Origin of the sequence: Acinetobacter sp. P1(2025), assembly GCF_051390655.1 — a bacterium.
Classification (GTDB): Bacteria; Pseudomonadota; Gammaproteobacteria; order Pseudomonadales; family Moraxellaceae; genus Acinetobacter; species Acinetobacter junii.
Window position 1 is genome coordinate 1 of sequence record NZ_JBPKBJ010000114.1, and the last position, 6900, is coordinate 6900.

Genomic DNA, 6900 nt, shown 5'->3' on the forward strand with positions numbered 1-6900 from the left:
TGGCAGAAGAAATTATTTAGACCAATGATCAAAAACTTCATTGATGACTTTATTCTCGATAAAAATCATCTGCTACCACAGAGAGTCTATAAATAATAGTGCGTAAGTCCTAGTAGTTATAAATATTTTTAATGTTGCTTGAATTGACCATCCTGAATAAGATCATCTAATTCATCTTCAAAGTCCTCTAACTTATGTTTTAATGACTTTATTGAATGGATCAATCTTGTATTTTGTGGATGCCTTGGATTCTTTAATTTGTGATAAATTTCTAACAATTCAGATCGTTGAGAATTAAGTCTATCAATTTGAGCTTCAAGCGCCACTCTCGGTGTCCATTTAGCAAGGAGCTCTTGTTCATATTTATTTAATTCCTGATCTGACATCACTTCTAATTGTGCATTCATTTAGCTGTGTTCCATTACTTACATTCGTTTATTTTAGAATAAAACCCCACATAAAGATCAAATGTCCAATTAAAAGGAGAATCAATCTATTCAAACTCCCCCTGTTTGATGAAGACTTTGATATTAAACAATTGGATAATTATGAGAGAAGTAGATTTAGGTTCTAACTTAGTAGAGTTCTATACAAAACCTATTCGAGGTCGGCTTTTTGTAGTTGGTGACCTACATGGTTGCTATACATTACTTATGAATAAGTTAGAAGAACTAGAATTTAACTTTCAGCAGGATTTATTGGTCTCCGTTGGAGATTTGGTTGATCGCGGCCAAGAAAATCTTGAATGCCTAAGTCTTATTAATGAGCCCTGGTTTAAAGCAATCCGTGGCAATCATGAACAGATGTGTATTGAAGCAACTTTTGATAATGAAATGAAAGAAATGCATGCTTATCATGGTGGAGACTGGTTATATAAGCTACCTACTGTTCAACAACAAATTGTTGTTGAACAGTGTCTCAATTTACCGATCATTCTTGAAATTCATCATAATAATAAAGTTTATGGTTTTGTGCATGCAGATATACATATCAATGACTGGGATAATTTCAAACAAGAGGTTCTTAAAAATAACTACTTCATTGAAGGTGAACAATCTGCCATGCAAATTGCATTATGGCATAGAGGACGTGTCCGTTTTAGTACATACAATCCTATCTATAAGACTGTAACGGGAGTTGATGAAATTTATTTCGGCCATACTGTAGTCAAGGAACCTGTTAAGCATCAGAATTGTTTTTTTATCGATACTGGTGCTGTTTTTGGGGGACCTTTAACCATTCTTGAACTATAAGAGATCTATGTTAGGTTTCATATTTTAGTATCTTGACGTAAACATACTTCTTTCAGGAAATTTACATGTTAAAATGTAAAAACCAAAACACTATATATAGTATCCATAAAAACAAAAAACACTATATATGCATAAAAACAAGCTTAAACCCATTAAAACGAAACATTTTAGGAATAATTTGAAGAAAAATTTGCATACTCTTTTCTGTTCAGTTATTATTCGATTAACTTGATCTGTAAGTCAATCATCTTGGAGGTGAATATGACTCATTTCAATCCTGACATGCTTAGTATTGCACGAAACTTTCGTGGTCTTAGTCAAACTGAACTAATTGCTGAAATGGGACAGTCTATTACCCAGGCTTCATTATCTAAAATTGAAAGTGGGGACTTAAAACCCTCCGATGAAGTTATCCATAATCTATCCAATGCCCTACATTTCCCTATACGATTTTTCGAACATATTGAAAAGCTAAATGCACTGCCAATTAGTTTGCATGCATACAGAAAAAAAAGCTCTACCACAGCTAAAGCATTGAGCCGCATGAATGCTGAAATGATGTTAAAAATGGGCCATGTACAAACATTAGAATTATTCACAAATGTGCCAAAAAGAAAAAATTCCTTACCAACTTTTAAAATTGGCCTAGATATAAACACTCCTCAAGAAGCTGCTAAAAAACTTAGGTCATTGTGGGCATTAGGGAATGAACCTCTTGAAAACCTAACTGCCACTGTGGAAGATGCAGGGGTTTTAGTCTTTTTATGCGACTTTAAAGATAACAATGTTGATGGCGTATCCTTAAAAATGCATGGTGTGTCTCCATGTGTATTTCTAAATGCAAACCAGCCAAATGACAGAATACGCTTCACACTAGCACATGAACTTGGGCATTTGGTCCTCCATGAAGAGCCATCTGAGTTCATGGAAAAAGAAGCAAATGACTTTGCTGCCGAATTCTTAATGCCAGAAGAAAAAATTATTGATCAATTAGGTTCAACTAATTTAGCTCACTATCTAAGACTTAAAAAGGAATGGAAAACCTCAATGGCAGCCTTAATCTATAGGGCGTCAGAGTTAGGAACTATAACTTCAAGTCAAAGTGCCAATTTATGGCGGCAGATGGCTATGCGTGGTTATCGTAAAGTTGAACCAAATGAATTGGATCGAGAACCGACATATAGAGTAGCTTCAATGCTCTTTGACTACGCAATAGATGCAAAAAAAACATCAACATCTGTCATTAGTGAGTTATCTCAATTATTTGACTTATATGAAGATGACTTTAAAAAACTATATTATTTTGACCTAGATTCAATGGAGACTATTGAGATGGTTTCATAAATTAAAAAGCCGACTCTATTGGGTAGAGTCGGCTTGATAGATTTTCACACAGGAAAGGCATATGGCTCTAAGCCCTACGCATACCTCATGTTAGATCTGGCTGTCAGAACCCCATTCTAACATTTAGGCCCGTAAATCTCAAGATTTACCCGCTTATTTTGGTATGCGCCCTGAAAAACGAGCCGCCAAAATAGGAGGGCTAACAATGCCTACCGAAAATCAAGACTTCGTGTTTTGTAAATCTTATCGCCATAAATCTGGAAAAATTATTGTCCATCCAACTGGATATTTTAAATTTCCCAGAACTCGGCCATTGAAAGAAGAAAAGGATGCTATCCGTAATAAAAAATCGGATGATCCTGATAACTCAAACTCAATATCGTAAACAAGGTTAAATAACCTACTGCTATGCAACAAAGTTCACAGCAGTACGTTACTTAATTTTTCTGATCGCACTTAATTTTATGCCCCATTTTAGTACATGGGCTCAGAGAGAATTATGACAACTCAACAGCAGTTTCTTGACCTACTTTCCGATATTGAACCATCTACAACAACGGTTAATGATTGTTCAAGCGCACATAATACGCTTCGTGATGCTTTAAAAGTGCATAATGAATTCAGCAAAGTACATGTGCATACATTCTTATCAGGTTCTTATAAAAGAAATACGGCAGTACGTCCGACTACCATAGGCGGAATCACACAAAGGCCAGATGTAGATATTATTGCCCTTACAAATCACACAATTAATGATGATCCTCAAATTGTCCTTGATGCAGTACATACTGCATTAAAGGATATTGGATATACCGATCTTACCGTTAACCGTCGTTCAGTAAATGTTAAGTTGAAAAAAGTTGATATGGATGTTGTCCCTATCATTTCAGATGGATATGGCGGCTATCTGATTCCAGACATTCATCTTGAAGAATGGCTAGTTACCAACCCTCCAGCCCATACCGAGTGGACTGTTGAGGTGAATAAAAATGCAAATGGTCGATTTAAGCCTCTTGTGAAGCTATTTAAATGGTGGCGTCGTGAGAACTTGTCTGATTTAAAAAGACCAAAAGGATTCATTTTAGAATGCCTGGTTGCCAAGCATATGAATTACTACGAATCCAACTATGAAAAGTTGTTTGTTTATCTTTTAGAAACGATCAGGGATTCTTATGGGATTTATGCGTCACTAGGCATAATTCCACATTTAGAAGATCCTGGTGTTGCAGGCAATAATGTTTTTTCTGCGGTTACAGCAGATGAGTTCAAAACTTTTTATGAAAAGGTAGAAGAACAAGCTGTTATTGCACGAAACGCCTTAAATGAAACAGATGATGATAAAGCATTAGCCCTATGGCGGCAGGTTCTGGGTAATCGTTTTCCACGTTCGGCATCACACAAAAGTGCAAACTCTGCTGATATGGCCAGCTCTTTAATCCGTTCTGCTCTAGGTGCGGGATTAACCTTTCCATCAACCCCTGTTTATCCAAATAAACCAGGAGGCTTTGCGTAATGGAACTGCTAAAAACACCATTAGAACGCCTAGCTCAAGAACGGCAGTTATTGACTGATCTTGAGAAAGAGAAAAATAGTTTTAAGATTCAGGAGTGGAACTCAACAGACACAAATGAACTGCATTTGAACTTCTCTCTAAAGATAGGAACTATAGATTTTAATGGTGTTTTAGTATATCCAGAGCTTTTCCCAGAGCTACCAGCATATATACGCCCACAAAAATCTGGTGAAAGATGGAGTATCTTGCACCAGTATGGTGGTTCAGGAGTGCTGTGTCTAGAATATGGCCCAGATAATTGGAATACCAATATCAGTGGAGTGGATCTAGTTAGAAGTGCCCAGCTTCTTTTATTAACAGATGCAATGACTGTATTGGAGATGAATGTAGAACCTGTACCATCTAGGCATTCTGAAACAATAGGTCAAAAATTAAGAGGTGTTTCAGAAAGGTTCATTGAAACACCTATGTTACGTCACATACTCTTGGGTAGTGATTCTGAGAAAATGGACTTTAAGATTGCCATCTCAAGCTTTCGAGACAAAACCGTTATTGTTCCAACAAATATTCAGAACAAACCTCTACCTGACATCGTACCATCATTTTCTAATGAAAGATTTGAATTGTCTGGATGGGCGATACGAATTGATTCTGTTCCTCAATTAAAGGAATCCGTAAATGACCGAGTTTCATTAGAATCCTTTTTAGGCAATTTATGGCCTGCTCAAGAGGAATTCACAAATTCCATACAGCCTATATTGTTATATGACTTAAAGGGTAACTTGGAACTATTCTTGATTAATAATACAGCACCACTTTTCGTAAGTTATCCTGCTATTAATCTACATGATGATCAGAATCAAAGATTGCCAGCACAATTTAGCCATCTCAATAATACAAGGATAGCAATTGTAGGTCTTGGATCGTTAGGAAGTAAAATTGCAATTTCACTGGCACGGTCGGGCTGTAAAAACTTTCTACTTATTGATGATGATATTCTGGCCCCACACAATCTTGTCCGTAATGAACTCAGCTGGTTAGATGTTGGCTTTGCTAAAACCCATGCTGTTGAAAGAGCATTAAAACGAACAGTATTAGACATAGAAGTTGAAACGTATGAAATGCAAATTGGTGGACAGGAAAATCCTCATTTAAATTCCAATATCGCTAATGCCATTGCCACATGTAATCTGATTATTGATGCGACAGCAAGCTCACATACATTTCTAACCTTAGCTGCAATTGCTAAAAGAAAACATATACCAATGGTATGGGGTGAAATCTTTGGTGGCGGTGGTGGAGCAATGATGGCCCGTAGTCGCCCAACGTTAGATGCCTCACCTTTAGAGCTTCGCAATCATATTTATGGTGTCTTACAAACGTTGGAACCAATCCCAGAAGGCAAAGTTAATAATTACTGCTTTCAAACACAAAACCAAACATATATTGCATCAGATGCAGATGTAACGGCTCTTGCAGCGTCTATGACGCAGTTCACATTAGATACTTTATGTACAATTGATGAGCAATCCTCTTATCCATATTCAGCATATTTAATAGGGTTCCGTAAATATTGGATATTTCAATGTCCTTTTGATACTCATCCTATCGATTGTTCAGGTGCGTTAGTAACAGAATCTCCTACGGATAAACAGATATCTGAAAGTGAAAATGGCAATTCTATTGAAGAGCCTGAACCGATGAAAGGTTAATACTGATGCTGAAAATATCCATTCCTACTGATATACAAATTTTACTGATAAAAGCCCTGTTGAAGTCTGGAACCCACGAATGTGGCGGTGTTTTAATGGGTGAGCATATAGGTACAAACCATTTTAGAGTTAGCTCATTAACTGTTCAAAAGAGTGGAACGATAGCATCCTTTGTACGTGGAATTACGGATGCTATTAAAGCAATTCGCCTTTTTCATAAATCAACAAACAATAATTATCAAAAATTTAACTATTTAGGTGAATGGCATAGCCATCCTCTCTTTAGTGTACAACCCAGCAGTAAAGACCATCACACCATGAGGGAATTGGTGTCCGATCCAAAAGTTGGGGCAAATTTTGTAGTCTTACTGATTTTTCATTTAAAAAACAATCATCTTGAGGGCAGTGCTCACACCTACCTATCAGATGGTTCCTGTTACCGATCCACCCTAGATTTAGAGAGATAATAATGAGTGCGAGTCTGTTAGAAAAACAATCAACTGGTGGTGCGATTGCACGAGTAGGATTTGAATATCAGGATGCATTTGTATTAAGGAGCTTACCGCTATGGCTTTCACAAAGTGCATTTAGCCATATAGTGAGTGAAGCATTAAGTGATATAGAAGTTTGTTATTTTTCTTCGGAAAAGTCATTACATGTAATGTATGAAGCAAAAAATCACTCCTTAACGGCTACGGAATTTTGGGATGAAATAAGGCGTTTTAAAAGTCTTTTTGATACCCACCCAAAAAACTTTATTTGGTTTAATTTAGTATGCCCAAGTTATAACACCGCTATCTCACCATTAATTTCAAAAATAGACCGATTAAGAGGGGTTGGATCTTCTTATGATGACGACTCTTCAGTTTCAGTGAATGGGCGCTCGGAATACCTTGATTGGTGTGTTGGTAAAAAAATTGATTTCTCTTTAGCTGAATTTGCTCTTGATTATGTTGGTTTCATAACTAGGACTTACGCATTGACGGATTCAAAAAAGTATTAAAATAGTTTATAAAGTATCTGTGATCAGACGAACTAAACATGCTTCTACAGCAACTTGTACATTACCCATTTATAT

General features: G+C 36.5%; 7 protein-coding genes and 1 pseudogene. 7 read left to right on the forward strand and 1 reads right to left on the reverse strand.

Going from position 1 to position 6900, the window contains the following annotated elements; all coding sequences use genetic code 11:
- Positions 1-128 precede the first annotated feature (128 nt).
- Positions 129-407 (reverse strand): hypothetical protein, encoded by a 279-nt coding sequence (locus ACSC97_RS17320; RefSeq protein ID WP_000993734.1) that lies wholly within the window; start codon positions 405-407, stop codon positions 129-131.
- Positions 408-548: 141 nt separating this feature from the next.
- Here ACSC97_RS17320 and ACSC97_RS17325 point away from each other — a divergent pair, with 141 nt between their 5' ends.
- The 7 genes and pseudogenes from ACSC97_RS17325 to cap4 form a co-directional block, all read left to right on the forward strand.
- Entirely contained in the window at positions 549-1253 is a 705-nt protein-coding gene (locus tag ACSC97_RS17325; RefSeq protein WP_001209420.1) for a metallophosphoesterase, read from the forward strand.
- Between the two features lie 261 nt (positions 1254-1514).
- Positions 1515-2597 (forward strand): helix-turn-helix domain-containing protein, encoded by a 1083-nt coding sequence (locus tag ACSC97_RS17330; protein WP_000148670.1) that lies wholly within the window; start codon positions 1515-1517, stop codon positions 2595-2597.
- Between the two features lie 205 nt (positions 2598-2802).
- Positions 2803-2982, forward strand: a complete 180-nt coding sequence (locus ACSC97_RS17335) for a hypothetical protein (RefSeq protein WP_001141890.1) — start codon at positions 2803-2805, stop codon at positions 2980-2982.
- A 114-nt stretch (positions 2983-3096) separates the two neighbouring features.
- A complete protein-coding gene (locus tag ACSC97_RS17340; protein ID WP_000211631.1) occupies positions 3097-4110 on the forward strand; it encodes an SMODS domain-containing nucleotidyltransferase in 1014 nt (337 codons plus the stop codon).
- Entirely contained in the window at positions 4110-5822 is a 1713-nt protein-coding gene (locus ACSC97_RS17345) for a ThiF family adenylyltransferase (RefSeq protein WP_004756392.1), read from the forward strand. The genes ACSC97_RS17340 and ACSC97_RS17345 overlap by 1 nt, the downstream gene beginning before the upstream one ends.
- Before the next feature lie 5 nt (positions 5823-5827).
- A complete protein-coding gene (locus ACSC97_RS17350) occupies positions 5828-6289 on the forward strand; it encodes a Mov34/MPN/PAD-1 family protein (protein WP_004756394.1) in 462 nt (153 codons plus the stop codon).
- Between the two features lie 2 nt (positions 6290-6291).
- Positions 6292-6789: pseudogene (gene cap4 / locus ACSC97_RS17355) on the forward strand (CD-NTase-associated endodeoxyribonuclease Cap4); the annotation flags it as partial.
- Positions 6790-6900 lie beyond the last annotated feature (111 nt).